The sequence below is a fragment of the Paenibacillus sp. sgz302114 genome, from assembly GCF_056120345.1.
The window spans coordinates 69,807-91,399 of sequence record NZ_JBVYOI010000013.1 but is presented as its reverse complement, the minus strand read 5'-3'; the positions used below and the strand labels follow the sequence as shown (position 1 = coordinate 91,399).

General features: G+C 49.0%; 13 protein-coding genes. 12 read left to right on the top strand and 1 reads right to left on the bottom strand.

Features of this window, described 5'->3' with window-relative positions; translation table 11 throughout:
* Positions 1-43: 43 nt before the first annotated feature.
* Positions 44-5,854 (top strand): S8 family serine peptidase, encoded by a 5,811-nt coding sequence (locus tag AC0LWF_RS23425; protein WP_474653955.1) that lies wholly within the window; start codon positions 44-46, stop codon positions 5,852-5,854.
* Between the two features lie 62 nt (positions 5,855-5,916).
* Here the strand turns inward: AC0LWF_RS23425 and AC0LWF_RS23420 are convergent, their stop codons facing one another.
* Complete coding sequence (locus AC0LWF_RS23420; RefSeq protein ID WP_474653954.1) at positions 5,917-8,142, bottom strand: helix-turn-helix domain-containing protein; 2,226 nt, start codon at positions 8,140-8,142, stop codon at positions 5,917-5,919.
* 219 nt (positions 8,143-8,361) lie between these two features.
* Between AC0LWF_RS23420 and AC0LWF_RS23415 the strand changes: the two genes are divergently transcribed.
* The 11 genes from AC0LWF_RS23415 (at position 8,362) to AC0LWF_RS23365 (ending at position 21,247) form a co-directional block, all read left to right on the top strand.
* Positions 8,362-9,318, top strand: a complete 957-nt coding sequence (locus tag AC0LWF_RS23415; protein ID WP_474653953.1) for an ABC transporter permease — start codon at positions 8,362-8,364, stop codon at positions 9,316-9,318.
* 13 nt (positions 9,319-9,331) lie between these two features.
* A complete protein-coding gene (locus AC0LWF_RS23410) occupies positions 9,332-10,201 on the top strand; it encodes a carbohydrate ABC transporter permease (protein WP_474653952.1) in 870 nt (289 codons plus the stop codon).
* Between the two features lie 68 nt (positions 10,202-10,269).
* Positions 10,270-11,913, top strand: coding sequence for an ABC transporter substrate-binding protein (locus tag AC0LWF_RS23405; RefSeq protein ID WP_474653951.1), 1,644 nt, complete (start codon positions 10,270-10,272; stop codon positions 11,911-11,913).
* A gap of 66 nt (positions 11,914-11,979) precedes the next feature.
* Positions 11,980-13,269, top strand: a complete 1,290-nt coding sequence (locus tag AC0LWF_RS23400; RefSeq protein ID WP_474653950.1) for a Gfo/Idh/MocA family protein — start codon at positions 11,980-11,982, stop codon at positions 13,267-13,269.
* A 4-nt stretch (positions 13,270-13,273) separates the two neighbouring features.
* Positions 13,274-14,035, top strand: coding sequence for an SDR family NAD(P)-dependent oxidoreductase (locus tag AC0LWF_RS23395; RefSeq protein WP_474653949.1), 762 nt, complete (start codon positions 13,274-13,276; stop codon positions 14,033-14,035).
* Positions 14,036-14,078: 43 nt separating this feature from the next.
* Positions 14,079-14,975, top strand: coding sequence for an ROK family protein (locus tag AC0LWF_RS23390; RefSeq protein WP_474653948.1), 897 nt, complete (start codon positions 14,079-14,081; stop codon positions 14,973-14,975).
* A gap of 15 nt (positions 14,976-14,990) precedes the next feature.
* Positions 14,991-15,722, top strand: a complete 732-nt coding sequence (locus tag AC0LWF_RS23385) for a sugar isomerase domain-containing protein (protein WP_474653947.1) — start codon at positions 14,991-14,993, stop codon at positions 15,720-15,722.
* A 26-nt stretch (positions 15,723-15,748) separates the two neighbouring features.
* Complete coding sequence (locus AC0LWF_RS23380) at positions 15,749-17,680, top strand: DUF8034 domain-containing protein (RefSeq protein WP_474653946.1); 1,932 nt, start codon at positions 15,749-15,751, stop codon at positions 17,678-17,680.
* Between the two features lie 168 nt (positions 17,681-17,848).
* Positions 17,849-18,787: an aldo/keto reductase family protein gene (locus tag AC0LWF_RS23375; RefSeq protein WP_474653945.1), complete on the top strand. Its 939-nt coding sequence runs from the start codon at positions 17,849-17,851 to the stop codon at positions 18,785-18,787.
* Between the two features lie 25 nt (positions 18,788-18,812).
* Positions 18,813-19,655: an NAD-dependent epimerase/dehydratase family protein gene (locus tag AC0LWF_RS23370; RefSeq protein WP_474653944.1), complete on the top strand. Its 843-nt coding sequence runs from the start codon at positions 18,813-18,815 to the stop codon at positions 19,653-19,655.
* Between the two features lie 410 nt (positions 19,656-20,065).
* Positions 20,066-21,247: a GNAT family N-acetyltransferase gene (locus AC0LWF_RS23365; protein WP_474653943.1), complete on the top strand. Its 1,182-nt coding sequence runs from the start codon at positions 20,066-20,068 to the stop codon at positions 21,245-21,247.
* Positions 21,248-21,593 lie beyond the last annotated feature (346 nt).

Here is a 21,593-nt window from a genome sequence, read left to right as displayed (position 1 = left end):
CTTTCTATTTATAACTATTCCTTATTGGGACAGGAGACTCGCTATGAAACAAAGTAAATGGAACAAGTTAGTAGCTAAAGTAGCCGTCGGTAGTATGCTTCTATCTATGTCGTTTCCGGTATATGCATTCGCATCGGATGCACATGAGGATGCTAGTCGTATAATTAGCCAATTATCATTCGATCAGAAGAAAGCGCTTCAGCAATTAAAGCTTGAGCAGCCTGTTCTGTCACCAAACTTGAATTTGAAGAGCAATGCGCCTACGAGTGTCATCATTGAGTTCAAGCAAGCACCTGCTGAAATTGAAGTGTTGAAGCAAGCATCCGAGGGCGTGCACATCTCTTTGAGAGAGGCGGCTGAGTATGCTGAGGATAATCATGAGACATTTCAGAATTTCGTTAAGCAGCTTGGCGGTCAGAAAGGTAACAGCGAGGGGGCAGCACCCTTCACAGCCGGTCAAATCGAAATCACAAGAGAATACCGTCATGCATTCAACGGCGTAGCCATGACGCTGCCGGGCAGCGAGATCGAGAGTCTGCTGAAATCAGGCGTCGTGAAACATATTTACAAGGATAACACCATAAAGCTGGACCCGAAAGAGATGGAGGCGCCCACTGATGCGGTGCAGCCGTTAGATGCGCCATCCGCGGATAATACGATTCCGCTGAACGGGATTTATGACCTCCATGCGGCAGGTATTACCGGTAAAGGGATTAAAGTCGGCGTACTGGATACCGGGATCGACTACAATCACCCTGATTTGACGGACGCTTATAAAGGATACCGCGCTCAGGAAGGCGTTGATCCTAAGTCCATCGATCCAACAAGTGTCAAAGGCTGGGACGAAGTCGATAACGATGCCGATCCGATGGAAACAACGTATGCCGATTGGCAAGCTTCCGAAATGCCGGAGCATCAAGGTGATGGCAGCTACTATACGTATCATGGTACGCACGTATCGGGAACAATCGCGGCTCGCGAGAAGAACACGGAGACAGATGCGCCAGCTCTTGGAGTAGCGCCGGAAGCGGAGCTATATGTATACCGCGTATTGGGTCCGTACGGTAGCGGTGATGAGAGCGGGATATTGGCGGGTATCGATAAATCCGTCGCTGACGGCATGGATGTCATCAATCTTTCTCTCGGCGTGATGGTGAATGATCCGCTCATTCCGGAGTCTGTCGCGATTAATAACGCAACGCTGCTTGGTGTCGTCTGCGCAGTAGCAGCCGGCAACGCAGGCCCGAATGAGAAAACGATGAGTTCTCCGGGTACATCGCCGCTTGCCATCACGGTTGGCGCAAGTGATTTCGCTATGGCGATTGCAACGATGACCGGAAGTGCTGCTGATGCATCGGGTTCAGTTCCTCTCCATGATTTGAAAATCATGGCAGTCAACTATAACCCGCTTTCCAGCTTGTTAGGCACGGCGCTTCCCCTCGTCGATGTAGGCTTAGCAGATACAGCTGATTTTGAAGGCAAGGAACTTACGGGCAAAATCGCATTGATTAAGCGTGGTGAGCTAAGCCTTAGCGATAAAATCGCAAATGCGGCGAAAGCAGGCGCTGTTGCTGCAATTATGTACAATAACGTAGATGGTGATATTCCGTATGTGGGCGACGGTTCGGAATATATTCCGACGTTCCGCACGAGCCAAGAAGTTGGGGCAGCCTTGAAAGCATTGGTGGATCCAACGGTTACGTTCAGCTCCATCGGCAGCACCGAGACCGAGGGTGGCCATTTGGCTGATTTCAGCGGAAGAGGACCGGTTGATGGCAGTGATGACATTAAGCCGGACGTTGTTGGACCAGGTGTGAGTGTTTATTCTACCTATCCTGAGTATATTCGCAGTCCGGAAGCAGGCATTGATTACACGCATGCTTATGCGAGAATTTCCGGTACATCGATGGCGACGCCGCATGTAGCGGGTATTATTGCGCTTATGCTGCAGCATCATCGGGACCTATATCCGGATGAAGACAAGAAGCTGTTCACGCCGTTTGATGTTAGAGCTGCCCTAATGAATACGGCAGATGATTTGAATGGCGACTACTCTGTCTATCAAGTAGGAGCAGGCGAAGTGGATGTTCCTGAAGCGGTAAATGCGGACGTATCCTTCCAAGTGAAGAACTCGGCGTGGAGCCGGGATGAGAATGGAATGCCGATTCCAATTGATAACCCGTCAGGATTGATTAATTATGGCATTATGGCGCCAATCGAAGGCCAAATTATGCAAAATAGTAAGAAAATGACGATTACAAATAAAAGCGCAACGTCCAAAACCTTCATCGTGTCGAGCGAGTATTATGCAGGTGGAAATGTAAACGCAGTTGATAACAATGTGAGTATGAATGTGGACGGAGCAAGCACCGTTACGGTTGAAGCAGGCTCATCGGTTACAGTGAATGTGAACATTCTCTTGCCGGAGACAGCAGCGAAGGGCAGTTACGAAGGCTATGTTCATCTTATCGATGAGGGCAATGCCGAAGAGCATTATCAGCTTCCATTTGCCGTCCGCGTCGTGGAACCGGGTATCAATTCGATGTATCTGTTCAATCCGGCATTCATGTCGGAGTATCCGGCGGTTGCCCATCCTTTTCAAGATACACAGAAGTTTATGATGTTCAAGCTGAGCAGCCCGATGAGCACGATCGATGTGGTCGTAAAAGACAAGGGCGGAAATCCCATCGGAAGTTTCTATCCAGAAACATTGGATGCAACATTTGCTTTTATTAACATGGAACTCCCTCTCCAAGTAGGAGAATGGATGTACCCGTATGCAGGCGATCCGGCTGACCAACAGATTTCACCTCAGGCGGTGCTTCTAGAAGAAGGTGAATATTCAGTTGCCTTGGTTGCGAAGGATGCCCAGGGCCGCACCTTTACCAAGGAGCAAATGTTTATCATTGATAATACACGTCCTGAGTTGACGTACCTTGATAAACCACCTGGCGTCTATGAAGTAGATGACTCCATGTTTAAGTCGGAAGACTTTGATGGCAACAGCATTGAAGCTTTTTGGATTCATGCTAACCTGTATGATGAGGGAACTGCTAAGCTAGCTCCGCTAGGTATAACGCAATCCGCTAATCGCCTGCCCTACTATGAGAACACGATCTCAGACTCATATCAGGAGTTCAAAGTTGAAGCGAACGGTGATGTGAAGTTCGGCATCACAAGGGATGATTTGATCGATCCGGAAACGTTACAGGATAAGCCCATGACGCTTGCCCTGTTCCCGATTGATTTGGCGACGAACGGCTATCTGATCGCTGATTTCAAGCATTATGGCTTCATTAAAGCAGGCTCGCCTTATGTTGTGCCTGAGTATGACAAGGACAGAATCTATTTGGGCGACGAAGTCACGATGACGCTCAACCTGAAGAACGTCGAAGACCTTGTAGCAGGCAATTACGACGTGAGCTATTACCCGTTCATGCAATTCGAGAATGTGAAAGTAAATAGAAAATTTCAGAAAATGGCAGATGCTGCAGGGGCAACTGTCTCGGTGGATGAACCCATTATTCACGATGACGAAATGTGGAATAGCAAGAAAGTAGTGAACGTCGGTGCTTCCGTAGCCGGGAACGACTTTGCCGGATTTGACGGCGATATGCCTTTCCTTGATGTGACGTTCAAGCTGGTCGACGACGAGAACTACACAGGTCTCGATAAAATGAACATCGAACAAAATATCGAGAAATTTTACTACACGAAAGCTGGAGCAGTAGACCCTACAGAAATTCCGGTATTCAATCAAATCGATGGCTACCAGGTGATACCGAAACACTCCATGATGCAAGGCTCCGTATACCCTGAAGCGCTAATGACCTTCTATGATGATGGTCGCGGCGAATTGAACTATGAGAAGGACTATACAACCATCGGCGCTAAAGTGACCGCGTCGGTTGACGGCCATACGTATAATGGGGCGATAGAATCCAATGGCAATGTGAAGTTCGATCAAATCCCGGTCAGCAAGCACAAGACCGAATTCCGCGTCGAAATTCCAGGGTATTTAACAAGCGCAAGCTCGGTTAGACTGGGAAGAACAATGTATGACGAGTGGGTCGGAGAGAATGGCATGATGCCTCAAATGCTGAGCTTTGCCGGCGATGTGAACGGCGATGGCATGATTGATACAGTCGATATAGCTGCTATCAATGATCATCTCGGAACCACTGATGATCCGATCTTGCCGGAGGACTTGAATAAAGATGGCGTTGTAGATGAGACGGATCTGCACTTTGTAGAAAATAACTTACTGCGAGTTGCCGATCCATTAACACTAACAAAGGTTACTGACAGTAAAGCGCAATTGACGGTGAAGATGCCAGAAGGCGCTACGGGAGTAAGCCTGGAGAAATCGGTTGATGGTGGTTTCTCATGGACAGCTGCGGCTACAATCGAGCCGATCTCGCTTGAGGGTGGCAGCGTCACTGTGAAGGGACTTGTACCTGGTACATCCTACCAGTTTAGACTGCTTGTAACCGGCGGTCCGGAGACAAGAATCTCCGATTCGGTTGAGGTGAAGACATCGACGCCGCCGCAAGTTGGCAATCCGTCTGAGCCGGATAACACAGTACCGGATAATCCAGTATCGGAGAGCAATAAAGGTGTTGTTCTAACACCTGGCGCTGATCAGATTCATGTCGACACATCCGCTGATGGCAAGAAGCATGTAACGGTAGCTCCTGATGCAGCTGATCTTGCCAAGGCGTTTGAGACGCTTGGGAAAAACGAGGATAGCAAGCAAACGATTGTTATCCATATGGATCAAGCAGCTGACAGCATCCATTTTGATTTGCCGTCAGATGTACTTGCTGCCGCTGCAGCATCACATCCAGGTGCTGTCATTTCCTTCGAAGCAAACAACTCAAGCTTCAAGCTGCCGCTTCGCGCAGCGGACTTACAAGCTGCTGCGAAGAAGCTGGGGTCAGATCTCGAAGGCATGACCTTCACAATCTCGATGTCCTCGCCAACTGCCGAGCAGCAGAAGAGCATTGACGAAAGTGTCAAAGCGCACAATATGAACCTTATAAGTGTTGTCAGCTTTACTGTGTCGGTTAGTGCGAACGGCAAGTCTGAAGAGCTGACGAACTTCGGCAGCACGTACGTGACGAGAACGATTGCAGTTGACGGACAAGATAGCGGCAAGTCGTATATGGCTGTACTGATTGACCCGATTACGGGAGAGCTATCCTTCATCCCGGCAACCGTGTCGAACAAAGATGGCGAAGTAGAAGCTTCTATCTTTGCACCGCATGCAAGTCTCTACGGTATTGCCCAATTCGCACCGAAATCGTTTGCCGATGTGACCGATCACTGGGCGAAGAGCGAAATCGAATTGCTCGCTTCTAAACAGCTTATTAAAGGGGTATCCGCAAATAAATTCTCGCCAAGCAGTACGGTGACGCGTGCGGAATTTGCGGCATTGCTGGCAAGAGCGCTTGGTTTGGAAATGGCGGATACTACGACATCGTTCAAAGATGTAGCAGCGGACAAATGGTATGCAAGCGCCGTTCACGCTGTCGTAGAAGCAGGTTTCGTGAAGGGACGCAGCAAGGAGCAATTTGCCCCGAACGCTACAATTACTCGTGAGGAAATGGCGGTAATGCTAGCTGGCGCGCTTAAGTTTGCGGGCAAAGCGGAAGGTGAGCAAACACTGCTTACCTTCACAGATAAAGACAGCATCGCAAGCTGGGCACAGGCTGCCGTTGCACAAGCGGCAGGTGCCGGTATTCTTCAAGGCAATAAAGAAGGCAAGTTTGAGCCGCAAGCGAATGCAACCCGTGCTGAAGCAGCCGTGTCGCTGCTGCGCTGGTTAACGTACACCGGATTTATGACGAACTAGTAGAAAGAACAAAGGAAGGCCTGCTTCTCTGTCATGGAGAGGCAGGCCTTTTCATGTTTTCATCACGGCTCTGACGGTTTTTTGGTCATATTCAGCCGATACTCGGTCAGCGAGACGCCAAAATATTTTTTGAAAGACGTATAAAAGTAATTGGATTTCTCGATGCCGCATTGCTCTAGTATCTCATTGATCGGAAGAGCTGTCGTTTCCAGATAGGATCTGATCTTCTCCATTCTCGTCATCGTGATATACTCGGCGACAGATTTGCCAGTCGCATTCTTGAACAGTTTGCCTAAATAAATCGCTGAAATCGATAGCTTCTCAGCACAGCTATTCAGCGAGAGGTTCATATCGGGATATTGGGCGTGTATGAGTTCGGTAGCCGACTGAACGATTTCATGCTTTTTCGTATCTTTATTCGTATCCTTTAAGAGCGTAATCTCGTCGATCATCTCGCAAAATTGGTACTCGATCTGCTCCAGCGTCTCGAACGCCGAGATATGATTGAGAAATGCCAGCGTAACACTGTTGATCCGGGCGCTGGTATCGTCTTGCTGCTGCCGCTGAAGCGAATTGTAAATCGAGAATGCCAGATAAAGCGTAGATTTAATGATGTTATCGTACGTTGTTAGCGAGATTGCGTTCATGATATCTCTATAAATGCTTTTCGCGGTTTCACCGCTGCCCAGCCTTAGTGCATCCAGCAGCTGCTTTTCTTTGGAAGCAGGGAAGAAATAAGGACCTTCATCGATTTGCTTCAGAATGTCCGGCGTAATCAGGCTTTCGTGACCATAGGTTAAGCGGTACTTGGAAAGACTGAGCGTCTCTTCATAAATAAGCTTTAGCTGCTCGTAGGATTCGATCATATAGCCAAGCGTTCCAGAAACGGATATGTGAACATACTGCTTGATGCTGGCTTGTATATCGGTGATGATCGAGCGAAAACGCTCGTAGATTTGCTCTTGATCCAGCTCTGAATCATTCAAGGAGACAAGCACAGTCAATTGTTCGGAGTCATGGCTAATGACTTCGCACTTATACCGAGACGATGTAATTTCCTTGGATATATTCCCGGCGGAATACTTGAGCAGCGCCAGATCTTTCTCGCTGTACTTGCTGATGAGCGCTTGGTAATTATCGATTCGGAGTATAAACATAAACAGCTTATCGGTAAAGGAGATATCGAAATTCAGCTCCTTTGTCTTTGCTTTCACCTTCTCAAGCGTTGGCGGAGCAGAGGAAGAAAGCATCTGCTTCAGAAACTCGCTCTTCAGGACGGCCGCGCTATCCCGTTTCTGACTTTCCAGCATTGTCGTCTTGTCCTGCAGCACCGCAAACGGACGATAAAGCTTCTTGGATGCGAAGATCGCAACGATTAAGCCCAGAACGAGGAGCAGCAGACATAGGATAAGCGTGATCCAGCCGTTCCGCTGCACGCTGGAAAAGACGGCACTATAGGGCGTCAAGCTGACAAACTTCCACTTCAGCAACGATGAGGAAACATAGGAAACCACGTACTTCTTGCCGTCAACTTCATCAAAGAAGGTGCCGGATGGAGATACGGAGCTTGCGATTTCTTGCGCATAGGACTGTTTCGCGACAGGCTGCATGAACATGCCAGGCTTGGGGTGGCTAACGATAGTGCCGGTTTCGTCAAAGACGAGAATATCGCCGCTGCCTTTGCTTGCCTTCTCAGAATCAAGAGACGAAATCGTGAACCGCAGCCAGTCCGCATCGACGTTCAGTACAATGGCATTGATCAGTTTTCCGGATCTGTCGCTGGTGTCATTCAGAATATAGGTATATACGTTATGATTATTGATTTTGCGCGGGATCGGGTACAGCATGGGAGCTTTCTTCGCCTGTGCGTCGCGAATGAGCTTCAATGCCTCTTGATCCTCGAACTCGGAAGCATCGAAGAAGGTGCTCGGCGATGAGGAAATGACAGTTGCGATCTTGCTGTTATAAATATAAGTGGAGTAGATGTACGTATTTGGAATCGTTAAGGAGTCTAGCGTTCGTAATGCATTACCCGTAATGATAATATCCAAGTCGTTGCTGTTGGCAAACGCAATGATGTAATTGTTCAGCGAGAGCGATTGGACAAATTTCTTTGCCATAGTGTCCATATACACGGAGCTGTAGCTGATCTTGGAGAGCACATTCACATTCGTTTCCTTCAGTAAGGACATGGAAGAGCTCTTGTAATTGTAGAACAGAACGGATGCAAGGATCACGATTAATGCAGTGATACATACGACAAAGGACAAGAGCAGTTTTTTGTACAAGTAGGATCATCCTTATCGACAGATTGATACTTTAAATTGTGCCAAAATGGTGAGTGCATTACAATCGGTGATCAATTTTTCAAAGAAAAATCATTTTTTAGAGAGCGTCGCGGACCAGAAATCAGTGATATATCGCCAATTATTTGTTTTCAGCCGAAGCGCTCTGAACGTATGCTTAGCCTATCAAATCGCTGCTGCAGCAAGTGAAGGAGGAAGCTCATGCAAGGCGCTAAAGCAAGAGCAAGACGAACCAAGATTCCCATTGTAAGTGAGCTGATCAGGAACAAAACGTTCTATATGATGATGCTGCCGGGCTTACTGTTCATTATCGTTATGTATTACTTGCCGATGATTGGAATCGTCATTGCGTTTCAACAATTCAATCCTTTCAAAGGGATAAGCGGGAGCCCTTGGATCGGGTTTGACAATTTCAAGTTCTTGTTCGAGTCGGACACGGTCTTGAAAGTGACCTTCAATACAATCCTATACAATGTAGTGTTCCTAATCACCGGGATAGGGCTTGCGCTCATCATCGCCATTCTGATTAATAGTATCGGCAATCGTTTCCTAGCCGGCGCTTACAAGAGCATCCTGCTGCTGCCATACCTGCTGTCTTGGGTCGTTGCGGAATATCTGCTGTTCTCATTCCTCAGCATGGATAAAGGGATACTGAATCAACTGCTCAGCTCGCTTGGGATTGAACCGATACAGTGGTATTCGGAGGCAGGATATTGGAGATTCATATTGCCCGCCGCTTATATATGGAAGAACGTGGGGTACTTTGCGGTTATATTCGCCGCAGGGATCGCCGGTATCTCTTCTGAGTATTATGAGGCTGCTGAGCTTGATGGCGCAACAAAATTTCAACAGGCCATGCGAATTACGATCCCCATGCTTACACCGATTACATTAACGCTTGTTCTACTGCAAGCAGGCAAGATGTTCTACGGCGCATTCGGCGACTGGGGCTTGTTCTTCAATTTACCCATGCAATCCGGCGTACTGTATGGCGCAACCGATGTTATCGACACTTATATCTATCGCTCGCTCAAGCAAATGGGGGATTTCGGGATGTCATCCGCAGCAGGCTTGTACCAGTCCGTCGTAGGGTTCGTGCTTGTACTTGCATCGAACGCCATCATTCGCTTGTACGATCGTGACAGCGCGCTATTCTAGGGGGGGGGATACGGTGAAATCATTTTCAATAGGTAAAATTGTTCTGAATGCCGGATTTATGTTCTACTCGGCGCTCTGTATCATTCCGCTGCTCGTTGTAGTCTCGATCTCACTGTCGCAGGAGCAGTCGATTTTTCAAGAGGGCTACAGCATCATTCCCAAGTCATTCAGCTTTAAAGCCTATGAATACATCCTAATGGGGAATACACCGATTCTTCATGCTTATCTGGTGACGATTGCCGTGACGATCACCGGAACGCTGCTCCATTTGATTATCTCATCTATGTTTGCTTATACGCTCTCCAGAAATGAAGTGAAGTATCGTAATATCGTTTCATTTCTAGTCGTTTTCTGCCTGCTGTTCAACGGAGGTTTGGTTCCTTGGTACATCCTGCTTTCCAAGTATCTGCACATGAAAGATACCTTCTTGGCTCTCATCTTTCCGTACTTGGTGTCGTCAGTCAATGTACTGATCATGAGAAACTTCTTCAAAGGAATTCCGGATGAGATCGTCGAGTCGGCGCGAATTGACGGTTCAGGCGAATTCAATACCTTCTTGAAACTGGTTGTACCTCTCTCGACACCGGTGCTCGCTACCATTGCGCTCTTCGTCGGCGTGTTTTTCTGGAATGACTGGTTCACGGCTGCGATCATGGTGGAGAGCAACAAACTCTACACGCTGCAATTTCTTCTTCAGTCCATTATGAACAACATCGCTTACCTGCAAGGCAACTCGTTGGTTGAAGATGTAGCGGCCAATTTGCCTGACGAAACCGCGCGGATGGCGACCTGTGTGCTCGCCGTAGGACCGATTGTGATTGCCTATCCTTACCTGCAGCGATATTTCGTTAAGGGGCTCACCTTAGGAGCCGTTAAATCGTAAACCATCATGGCTATTCCAGGCTTATGCCTGTTACAGCATATATAACAAAAAAACGGAGGTCAAAGAGAATGAACAGAACAAAGAGCAAGATTGGCTTGGTTACGGCTGCATGTCTCATGTCTACGCTCCTTCTCTCAGGCTGCGGCGAATCAAGCAACGATGCCCCGGCTGCTAGCGCAACGAATGATTCTACACAAAAAAGCGATAATACGGCTGCAACGAACAATGCGGATTCCTCCGGCAATGCTTCGAGCAGCGCCAACGATGCAGCGGCAGAGCCGAAGCTTGATCATGTTGATCTCACCTATTATTTTGTTAACTCGCCACAAGCGGATATCGCTACCGTAGAAGCGGCGCTGAACAAGCTCGTAGAGCCGAAGATCAATGCTACGATCCATTTGAAGCTGGTGGATTGGGCCGCATACGATGAGAAGATGAAGCTCGTGAACGCTTCCGGCGAGCCATATGACCTTGCCTTTACGGCTACGTGGACGAATAACTTCTACCAGAACGTAGCGAACGGCGCGTTTGCTCCAATTGATGACCTCCTAGATAAATATGCGCCAGATACGAAAGCCGGCGTTCCGGACATGTTCTGGAAGACCGTGAAGGTCAAAGGCCAAACCTATGGCGTCCCTAACTTCCAGCAGGCAACTGCAGGCTACGGTTACCTCATTCAGAAGACGATCGCGGATAAGTATCAGCTAGACTGGAAATCCGTTAAGAGCTTGAAGGATCTGACTCCTTTCCTAGAAACGATCAAGGCAAACGAAAAAACGCTTATTCCGTTTGGCTACAACCAACCGCAGGATCCGTTCCTGCTCGCAACGCCGATGTTCGGCTTCGAATCGCTTGGCGATACGAAGACGCCTGGCTGGCTCTCTCTGCAGGACGGCAGCAAGGTCGTTAACCAGTATGAAACGCAGGAATTCAGCGATTACGTTCACATGATGAGGGACTGGTATTCAAAGGGGTACATGCGCAAAGACGCTGCAACGCTTAAGGACGGATCTGCCGATGCCAAAGCCGGCAAGAATGCAATCGCGATCGGTCAAATCGATATCGATACGCCGACTGCTGAAGCAGCAGGCCTGAAACCTGGCGGACGGATGAGCAACTTCAACAAAGATGTGCAGTCCTATGACATGCAATTCATTAAGCCGCTGTTGACGACAGACAAGGCTGCTGCGACGATCACGGCCATCTCTGCAAATTCGCCTAATAAAGAACGTGCCATGATGTTTATTAATCTGCTTAATACCGATCCGCAAATCTACAACACGATTGTATGGGGCGTTGAAGGCAAGCACTACAAGAAAGTGGCAGACAACCGGATTGAAACGCTTAAGGACGGCGGGTATCAGACGTTGTCGCCGTGGGAATTCGGGAACATGACCCAGACGCTTTACTTTGAAGGGGACCCGCAAGGCGCTGAAGTGAACGGCATCGGAACGAAGCTCTGGTCCGATCTGAACCGCAACGCTACCCCATCGAACGCACTTGGCTTCGTATTCGACTTTACGCCAGTGAAGACGGAGAAAGCCAACTGTGATGCAGTTATTGACGAGTTGTACTATGCGATCGCTTCCGGCTCCGTTGACCCGGATAAATATTTGCCGCAATTCATCGATCGGATGAAGAAAGCCGGCGCCGACAAAATCATCGCAGAGAAGCAGAAGCAATTGGATGAGTGGAGAGCGGCTAATCAATAACTGCTGGATTGCTTGAGGCTTTCTCTTCGGAGAAAGCCTTATTTACTAAAGAGGGAGCAGATGGTCATGAAGAAGATAACAGCAGCGCTAATCGGTGCAGGACAGAGAGGAGCGGGAGCTTATGCGCCTTACGCACTGGATTATCCCGAAGAACTTCAATTTGTTGCCGTCGCAGATATGGATGGTAGCCGAAGAGAAGCTTTCCAGAGAACGCATCATATTTCGGAAGAACATGGCTACGCGAGCTGGGAAGAGCTCCTCAGCAAACCCAAGTTGGCAGACGCTATCTTAATATGCACGCAAGATAAGATGCATTTTCAACCTGCGATCCAGGCACTAGAGAAGGGATACCATGTACTGCTAGAGAAGCCGATGTCTCCTGATCCATTAGAATGCATGCTAATGGGAGAATATGCGGAAAAGCACAATCGCGTTTTTTCGATTTGTCACGTTCTGCGGTATACGGATTTCTTCGCAACAATCAAACGGCTTATCGCTCAGGGGCGCATTGGAAGACTCGTAACGATTCAACATACGGAGAATGTGGAACACCGTCATCAGGCTCATAGCTTTGTTAGGGGCAATTGGAGAAATGCCGAAGAATCCAGCCCGATGATTCTCGCGAAAAGCTGTCACGATATGGATATTCTGTCTTGGCTCGTGGATGCGGAATGCACAAAAGTGTCTTCGTTTGGTTCTTTGACCCATTTCCATTCTGGGAATGCGCCGGAAGGTGCGCCTCAGCGATGCTTAGATGGTTGTCCGGTACAGGATACCTGTCCGTATTATGCGCCTAAGGTGTATTTCGATAGAGTGGGAGTGGAAAATGATATTTTCCGTTCCATTGTCAGCAGCAGCGATACAAGCGATGAAGGCATGATGAAAGCGTTGAAGGAAGGTCCATACGGTCGTTGTGTCTATCATTGCGATAATAATGTCGTGGACCATCAGGTCGTGAATTTGGAATTTGCTAATGAAGTTACTGTAGCCTTCACAATGACGGCCTTTACATTTGAAGGCGGCCGCTCGGTGAAAATCATGGGAACGCAGGGTCAAATCAGAGCAGATATGGAGAAGAACGTCATCGAATTGACAAGCTTCATTACGAGGGAGAAAGAGACCATTCATCTGAATGCAGACATAGCAGGACATGGCGGCGGGGATACCGGCATTATGCGGGATTTCGTGCGGCTGGTTCAGAGTGACGGGAAGGAGAAAGGACTCACGGAAGCAAGGACATCGGTACAAAGCCATTTGATGGCTTTTGCAGCGGAACAGTCTAGGCTTGAAAGCCGAGTAGTGACTCTTGCCGAGTATATGGATGAACTGAAGAGCGATATGAGCGAAAAGAGGTGAGGGAGTGGAGGATTTAAGAGGCAAAATTGCTCTGGTCACCGGCTCAACGAGCGGAATCGGCAAAGCAGCGGCGGTCGCGCTTGGGCGTTGCGGCGCGAAAGTAACGGTTCATGGTATGAGTGAGCAGCGCGGCTTGCGGGTTGTGGATGAGATTAAAGAGGCAGGCGGAGAGGCCATATTCGTGCGAAAAGATCTATCTCTTCGGGAGTCTCCTAAGCAGTTGATTAAAGAGACGTCGGAGAAATGGGGAGGATTGGATATTCTCATCAACAATGCGGCATTGATCTGTCAGAAGCCATTGGAAGAGATCGAGCATGAGGATTGGGATACTCTATTTACCGTGAACGTGAAGGCCCCATTCTTTCTAACTAAGGAAGCACTCCCATGGTTGAAGCGGAGCGGTGAAGGAGTCGTCATCAACATAAGTTCGATTAATCGGCTGGTGAACAGTCCCAATAATGTTGTCTACGATGCTATGAAAGCCGCTCTCAACCATATGTCGCGGGGATTATCTTTGGATCTGCGTGAGGCACGCATAAGGGTTAACGTGCTTATGCCCGGCGGAACAGCGACACCGCTCTTAAGCGAATGGCTGAAGAGGGCGAATCACACGGCGGATGATATTAACAAGCTCTTAAACGATGCAAAGAACGTAGCCACGCCGGAACAAATTGCAGACGCGATTGTCTTCTTTGCAAGTAAGCAATCGGCTTGGATCAATGGAGCGGAAGTCCCTGTCGATGGCGGATACTTTATTGGGGTGTGAACCGATACGCGAGTCTAAATCAAGGATGGGTCGGAGGCGACAAATGGACAGAATGGCCATCGGTGTCGATATCGGCGGGACGAACTTAAAGATGGGGCTTGTAAACAATCGAGGGCAAATCAGCGCCGAGCATTCGATTCCTTTGCCTCGCAATGAGGACAATCAAGCGGATATCGAATTCGTCTGCGAACTAATATCCGACTATATTGCGGTGCAGAGGAAGTCAACAAAGCAATTGGCAGGAGTGGGGATCGCCTCCCCGGGAATATTGGATACTAGACGGGGTATTGTGAACCACGCTATTAATCTGCGATGGCAACAAGTTCCGATAGTAGCAATGTTGCAGGAAAAACTGCAAATGCCCGTTCGACTAACTTGCGACGCGGCTGCGGGCGCTCAAGGGGAAAAATGGTTTGGAGCCGGTATCGGCTTGGACAGCTTTCTCTATCTTTGTTTGGGAACAGGCGTGGGAGGCAGTTTGATTGTCAACCAAAGCATGTTTGAAGGTGGATGGGGACCTGTCATGAATATCGGCCATACAAGCATTATCCCGGATGGCAAACCGTGCAAATGTGGCAATCGGGGCTGTCTGGAAACCTACGTATCTGCAACGGCAATGAAAGAAAGCACAGGAGTGGATGCCTATCACGTTTGTGATGCTGCTCGTCAAGGCGATTTAAATGCAAAGAAGCTGTTTCAAGATGCCGGAGAGCTGCTCGGAGTCAGTTTGGTCAATTGTATGCAGCTTTTTGGCATAGGAAACGTCGTTATTGGCGGCGGCTTTAGCCAAGCTGGCGATCTATTGCTCAATCCCATTCGGACGACCGTAATGAAGAGAGTATCTGCTTCTGGATCGCTGAACGTTCATATCGCTTTAGCTGAGAATCCAACGACTGCTGGTATTCTAGGCGCCGCAGCGCTGCTATTGAAACCCGAATAGGAGGTGGACTGAGAGATGTTGATAGACCAATATATTCGAACTGTGCAGAATCAGCTCGAACGCATTCTCGAAACACAGAAAGGAAAGATAACAGAAATCGCAGCTATAATTGCAAATTCCATTGCAGCAGGGGGGATCATGCATGTGTTCGGCAGCGGACACTCCCACATGATCGCGGAAGATGTGTTTCATCGCGCCGGCGGTCTCGCCTGCGTGAATGCGATGCTGGAACCTTCTCTCATGGAATTGAATATTGGAAGGGCTACTCTATTAGAAAGGTTGCCCGGCTATGCGGACGTTTTGCTGACTGGCTATGATTTACGCCCTGGCGAAGTCATCGTCGTCGTGTCAAATTCCGGCATAAACGCGGTTCCGATCGAAGTAGCACTGGCTTGCAAACAAAGAGGACTGTATGTCGTCGCATTGACTAATATGGATCATTCCAATAAGACGACGTCACGCCATGTAAGTGGGAAAAAATTGCATGAAGTAGCCGACATCATTCTCGACAATTGCGGTGTGTATGGGGATGCGGTTTTGCCGTATGATGACAGCGGGAGAAAGACGGGGGCAACATCGACGATCGGTGGCATAGCACTCATCCAGGCGCTTACAGTAGCGGTCGTTGATGAATTGCAATTAACCGGATATCATCCGCCCGTATTAATTAGCGCCAATCGAGATGGGGGCGATGGACATAATCGGGAGCTTATAGACCGCTATAGAAGTAGGATACGCTATCTTTAATGCGCTTCAACAAGGAGGAGCCTGCAATGGCTGAGAGCTTGCACACCGAAGCGATGCCGCGTATTGTGGCATCAACGAGAACTGCACCGCCTCAATGGGCGCTGCAGGAACAGCTTCTGTTTGATACGCTGAACGAAGCAGCGAAAGAATTTGTCGCACGTTATACGAGGCCTGATGGAACGCTCATCTGGTTTGACCGCTGGCCGGGCATGGATGGATCGGACGATCCCTATGAGGGGTTTATGAACTTGGCTCTTCTATATGTGCTTGGCGGGAGCGGGGAACTGCACGAGGTTTCCAGGCGCATATTTGATGGCATCACCTGGCAGTGGACGGAGTACGGTCAAATTCATCGCGATTTTGATAGCTATTACGATTGGATGCACCATGGAGAAGGCTATTTGTTCTTGTATTTTCTTGGATTAGCTGGTCCAGCTACGTTGAAGGACCGCCAGAGAGCGCAGAAGTTCTCTGCCATGTACACTGGCGAGGATCAAGAAGCGCCTAATTATGATAAAGAGCGGAAGCTCATCCGTTCACCGCTAAACGGAAGCAAGGGTCCAAGATTCGAAGTGACCGAAGAGGACTGGAGTACCCATCGAGGTATTCTGGATGACTATCTTGCGCCATATGAGGACATACCTGGCGTTGATTTCGCAAGCGGCAAGTGTGCTTGGTCTAACGACGAAGTGTATCGACGGCTGATTGCGATGATGAATGAGCGGATGAATCGGGGAGATGTTCCCCTAAACTTAAATGCAACGGGGTTGATTGCGCACGGCTACATAATGTCCGGTGACGAGAAGCTTCGAGAGTGGATCGTCGAGTACGTTCAAGCATGGCAGGAGCGTGCTGATCGCAACGGAGGCATCATTCCGGACAATGTTGGATTAACTGGTGAAATCGGCGAATATAACGGAGGCAAATGGTGGGGCGGCTACTATGGCTGGCGCTGGCCGCACGGTTTTATGACCATCATTGAGCCATTGACGAACGCATGCATGAATCTGGCGCTGATCACCGGCGACTTGAGTGGTCTCCGGTTGGCAAGAGAGCAGCTTGACCGCAATTGGGAACTTGGAAAGCTGCACGACGGCAAATATGTTGTACCCTACAAGCGTTTCGACAGCGGCTGGGCTGATTATCGTGAAGCGCAGCCCAAATATCCAATCTATTTGTGGTCGATGTCGATGGCAGACGAAGACTTGGAACGAGTTGAACGTATCCCGAGGAATCATGATTGGAATGAAGTAATTGTTCCTGGCTTCTCCGGAAGAGATCCGGGAACAGGCAGGGAAACGAAGCATTATATTGGCAATACGCAGCCTTGGTATCAATACATTCGTGGGTTAAATCCCGATTATCCGGAGCGAATCCTGAGCGCAAACTACGAAGTCATCGGCAATCAGCTTGCTAAGATGAGAGCGCCAGAAGGCGATCCTTGCAATTGGACAGAGCACTTTAATGAAGGGATTTACTCCGCCATTCATATTTGGCAAGAAATGTGCCCCGTATATTTCGAAGGTCTCGTACAGCTGACGCTTGGCGGTCCGATGCACATATCCCATGGAGGGCTTCAATACGGGCGAGTCCGGTACTTCGATTGTATTCGGAAGCGTCCGGGACTTCCGGAGGGAGTATCAGCTTTGGTCGAGAAGATTACAGATGAGTCCGTCACGATTCACCTTGTGAATACAAGTCTATTCGCTGCGCAGTCGCTGATTATTCAGGCTGGCGTGTTCGGCGAGCATCGGTTTACGTTAGGCGAGAGCGTACAGCAGGGCGAGGGAAGCTTCGGTAGTTTTGCAATATATGGAAAGCGGCTTCAAGTTGATTTACCCGAGGGGACAAGCATGAAGCTGCGGCTGTCCATGGATCGGTTCGTGAACCTGCCGACGTATTCGATGCCGTGGCCGGAAAGAGACAATCAGAGGATTCATGGCCGTATGGAAGGGTGAATAGCATACCACTCCTGTTAACCTTAGTAGTTAACTAAAGTATAGTAGGTATATGCTGTATAATTTAGTGATAATATATTCACTTCTTACGCTATTAATCCTACTTACATATAATAGTTAACGAGCCCAGAAGAGGGCAACTCGAGTAGTACGAGAGGGGAGCCGACCATGCAATTTCGGAGATTGGGAAAGAGTGGGGTTAAAGTCAGCGAGATTAGTCTAGGCAGTTGGCTGACTTATGGAGGATATGTCGAGCGGGAGAACGCGGTCAAATCCATTGAAACCGCCTATGGACTAGGCATCAATTTCTTCGATACAGCAAATGTTTACGAGCGGGGAGCGGCTGAGAAGCTCATGGGAGAAACGCTGCGGGCTTTCCCTCGCGAATCGTACGTGCTTGCGACCAAGGTGTTCGGGCAGATGGGCGACGGTCCTAACGACCGTGGACTTTCACGCAAGCACATCATGGAGCAATGTCATGCAAGCCTAAAGCGGTTGGGGGTCGACTATATCGATCTGTATTATTGCCACCGTTTTGATCCGCACACGCCCATGGAAGAAACTCTTCGCGCATTGGACGATCTGGTACGACAGGGCAAAGTGCTGTATGTTGGAGTCAGCGAATGGACGGCATCGCAGATGGCTGAAGCGCATGCGATTGCGGATCGTTACCTACTCGATCGCATAGTTGCCAATCAACCCGTTTACAATATGTTCAATCGCTATATCGAGAAGGAGGTCATTCCTTACGGGGAGCGTGGCGGGATCGGACAAGTCGTTTTCTCCCCACTCGCTCAAGGCTTATTGACGGGTAAGTATGTCTCTGTGCAGGATCTACCGGCAGATAGCCGGGCATCCAAACTAGATGGAATGCGAAAAGGTCTCACCGAGGAGAAAATCGCCAAGGTGCAGCAGCTGAGCGAAGCGGCGGCCGAGCTGAACTTGACAGTTGGACAGTTGGCCTTGGCATGGATTCTGCGGCAGACGAACGTAAGCAGTGCCCTGGTAGGCGCAAGCCGGCCCGAGCAAGTAGAAGAGAATGTGCAGGCAGCAGGCGTTGTGCTGAGTTCCGACATGATCGAGCGCATTGAAAGTATACTGGCATAACGGCCGATAAAGGAGAAGTTAGAACATGTCCAAAGTAGTCGTTACCGGCGGAAGCGGAATGCTGGGAGAATGGGCGGTAAAGCATTTTATCGAAGAAGGATATGAAGTGGTAAATGCTGATGTCAAGCATCCGAAACAAGCTTTGTGCAGAACGGTGATCGTTGATCTGTCCAATTTGGGCGAAGCGTACGGCGTTCTGGCAGGAGCCGATGCAGTTGTGCATCTGGCTGCCATTCCCGTCGCGTATTCGCATCCGAACGAAGTAACATTCCACAATAATGTGATGTCCACTTATAATGTGCTGGAAGCGGCGGCAGGTTTGGGGATTCGCAAAGCCGTCATTGCGTCGAGCGAATCATCTTACGGGTTAGTGTTCGCAAAGGAACGATTCAGTCCTCACTATGTCCCTGTGGATGAGGAGCATCCTCAGCTTCCTCAGGATAGCTATGGACTATCGAAGGTTGTGAACGAACAAACAGCAGATATGTTCCACAGGCGAACGGGAATGCAGATCGTCTCTTTCCGCCTTGGCAACGTTATTGCGCCAGACGCCTATAAAAGATTTCCGCAATTCATACACGATCCTGCTGAGCGCGATCGCATCTTATGGAGCTATATCGACACTAGGGACGCGGCGACAGCGTTCCAGCTTGCAATCGAGGCAGACGGGCTGGGCAGCGTAGCTCTCAATCTTGCAGCGGACGATACGAGCATGGACATCGCGAGTCGTGACTTGATGGCGGCTCGGTACCCGGACGTCGCGGAGTTTCGGCGGGCGTTCCAGGGGAATGAGACGCTTCTTTGCAATGAGAAGGCGAAGCGTCTGTTGAATTGGCAGCCCAAGCATGCTTGGCGTGATCAAATATAGATCTAGTTTATAAACCTTAATCACGGACATAATGATTCTGTTACCTACTGTAAGGGAGGTGAATCGTTCTTGTCGAATCAAAAATGCTACTATTCATTCGAAGATCCATCTGGCACTACGTTTGAATATCGAGCTACCAGTTTGCAGCAAGCGATGGTGATCAAGAAGAAGTTGGCCTTAGACTTGGGCATTTCCAAAGAGGATTTCGAGCTAACGAGCATAAGCAAAAAACGAAGTTTGGACGTTTAAGTAGCTGCCGCGTTAATGAACGCGGCTTTTTTATTGTCGTTATTGCTGATTACCTGCAAGTATGACAGTCTGTCTCGGCAGATGATATAATGCAGTGGTATCTTATAATCCACATTTATACATCTGTTTGTTGTATCTTCCACGAGAAGGAGGGGATATTTGTGACAAAGATTCAACCGCTGACGCTTGAGCATTTCGAGCAACGAATGGAATTACTTCTGTATGCGTTTCAGCAGCAGCAGCTGTCTGCGGATCGCCTCGAAAAGGAGCGTGAAGCCTATCAGCCAGGCGCTGAATGGGGACTTATTGATGAAGACGGTCGCTTGCTCTCGATACTGGCCATCAATCCGCTTCAAGTCTGGATTCAAGGGAAAGCATTCGCGATGGGGGGCATCGGTTGCGTAGCCTCTTGGCCGGATGCGAGGCGACAGGGCGGCGTTTCCAAGCTCATGCTTTATTCGCTGGAGAAGATGAAGGCGGATGGACAAACGGTGAGTATGCTCGCTCCGTTCTCCTTTCCTTTCTATCGGAAATACGGCTACGAGTTGACCATAGACCGCAAGGCGTATACGCTGCAGAAAGAGCAGCTGCCGCCTCGCGTGGATGTTCCTGGAAGAGTCAAGCTCGCACCGAAAAGGACTGAGCTGTTCAGCACGATGTATGAGCAATACGCATCTCGCTATAATGGACCTTTAATCCGGGACGAGAGCTGGTGGGAACGCTCGATCTGGACCAAGCCGGGCCATGCCGCCATCTATTATGGCGAGAATGATGAGCCGGAAGGCTATATCATCTATCAGATCGCGGGCCGAACAATGACAGTGCATGAGTGGGTGGAACTCACGGACGCGGCAAGGCAGGGATTATGGAGCTTCGTCGGCAATCACGATTCCATGATCGATAAGCTGACAATGACTATGCCAATGGACGACTCTCTTCATTTACTCATGGCAGATCCTAGATTCAAGCAAGAGATCATCCCGTTCTATATGTCTCGTATTGTGGATGCTGCCGGCTTCATTGCCAGTTACCCGATGAATCCGCATACGCGCGAGGAATCACTGCTGCTTAAGCTGCATGACACGCAAGCACCATGGAATGACGGATCGTTCCAATTGGAGATTGCTGCGGATGGAGCAGCCGGACTTGAGAGAGTGGACAACACAGCAGCCGGTCTGCCTTCGCTCGAATGCGAGATTGGCGCTCTGACGGCTCTGCTCGTGGGTCATTGGAGTATCGATGTGCTCGTTACCTCCGGCAAGCTAAGAGGGGAATCCGAAGCAATCGAGATGATGAGACGGAGAATTCCTAATCGCACTTCATATCTAATGGATGGATTTTAAATAAGCTCCTCAACGACGCAAACACATCTGATTAATCAGATGTGTTTTTTATTGAGAACGCAAGTCTATACATGAAATCGCATCACGCTCTATAATTGTCATAGCGCTTGTAATGCAGCATACCAATCCACATAGATTGGGCTGAGTAGATGATCCGAAAACCGCTTTCCTTTCAACGCCGATTAATGCTGGTTATCCTCTTGACCGTGCTGCTGCCGTCGAAGAGCTTGAGCAGTCTGCGATTCTGAAGGAAATAGGTTGTTATACGATACAAGGCTACTTATTCAGTAAGCCGCTTGAATCCATTCATGTTCCCGAATTCATTGCCAACTTTGAGCGAAGTCTG

Bases quoted from the DNA above. Each gene is read 5' to 3' on its own strand.
- AC0LWF_RS23405 (WP_474653951.1), top strand. From the start codon at position 10,270: ATGAACAGAACAAAGAGCAAGATTGGCTTGGTTACGGCTGCATGTCTC.
- AC0LWF_RS23375 (WP_474653945.1), top strand. From the start codon at position 17,849: ATGCAATTTCGGAGATTGGGAAAGAGTGGGGTTAAAGTCAGCGAGATT.
- AC0LWF_RS23385 (WP_474653947.1), top strand. From the start codon at position 14,991: ATGTTGATAGACCAATATATTCGAACTGTGCAGAATCAGCTCGAACGC.
- AC0LWF_RS23415 (WP_474653953.1), top strand. From the start codon at position 8,362: ATGCAAGGCGCTAAAGCAAGAGCAAGACGAACCAAGATTCCCATTGTA.
- AC0LWF_RS23425 (WP_474653955.1), top strand. From the start codon at position 44: ATGAAACAAAGTAAATGGAACAAGTTAGTAGCTAAAGTAGCCGTCGGT.
- AC0LWF_RS23400 (WP_474653950.1), top strand. From the start codon at position 11,980: ATGAAGAAGATAACAGCAGCGCTAATCGGTGCAGGACAGAGAGGAGCG.
- AC0LWF_RS23380 (WP_474653946.1), top strand. From the start codon at position 15,749: ATGGCTGAGAGCTTGCACACCGAAGCGATGCCGCGTATTGTGGCATCA.
- AC0LWF_RS23370 (WP_474653944.1), top strand. From the start codon at position 18,813: ATGTCCAAAGTAGTCGTTACCGGCGGAAGCGGAATGCTGGGAGAATGG.
- AC0LWF_RS23390 (WP_474653948.1), top strand. From the start codon at position 14,079: ATGGACAGAATGGCCATCGGTGTCGATATCGGCGGGACGAACTTAAAG.